We start from the raw sequence: 548 nt of genomic DNA, 5'->3' as shown, positions 1-548 counted from the left end.
GGTCGCTTTCCTCGAACACGAGACCATAGTTGTTGCGGATGATCCGGCCCTCGGCGAACGTAAAGGAAATCTCCGGGTCTACCAAGTCCTCGGTGGAGTAGTTGGACACGACGACCGTGAAGTTGGCCCACCACTCACCTCCGCCCGGAACCCATTCCGCCGACGCGAACACGAGACCTTGCGAATTCGACACTACATTTCCCTTCGGAGGTCCGGGGAACTTCGGATGAGCACCGACGCCAGCCAAAGCTATCTGCCTGCCCGCGGAAACCCCGTTCGACGCGCCCACCACACGATTGATCATTGGCAGCGAGGGACTGGTCCCACATCAGCGCGGGCCGGCCGAAACGTGCGATCTGCCACCCGTGGCAAAGGAATATCTACCCATGTCCGGCGAGGTCGCAAGGCACCGGCGAAATCAAGCCATCAACGCATAACCGCTATGCGATGTAGGGTTGGAGACCGGGCGGTGACATTTCACTTCAGGCTCGTGACACGGTACCTACACTGCTATTGCTAACGGGGCTTCGCTCCAGCCCGACGAGGCA

At 60.0% G+C, this 548-nt stretch carries 1 pseudogene; it reads right to left on the bottom strand.

The features are described 5' to 3' along the window. Window positions 1-193 (bottom strand): annotated as a pseudogene (locus MJ785_RS15050) (hypothetical protein); the annotation flags it as partial. Between the last annotated feature and the right edge of the window lie 355 nt (window positions 194-548).

The sequence above is a fragment of the Protofrankia sp. CiT1 genome (genome assembly GCF_917627335.1).
Taxonomy (GTDB): Bacteria; Actinomycetota; Actinomycetes; order Frankiales; family Frankiaceae; genus Protofrankia.
Note: the sequence above shows the minus strand (reverse complement) of the source record. Positions and strands in the feature narration are given on the sequence as shown.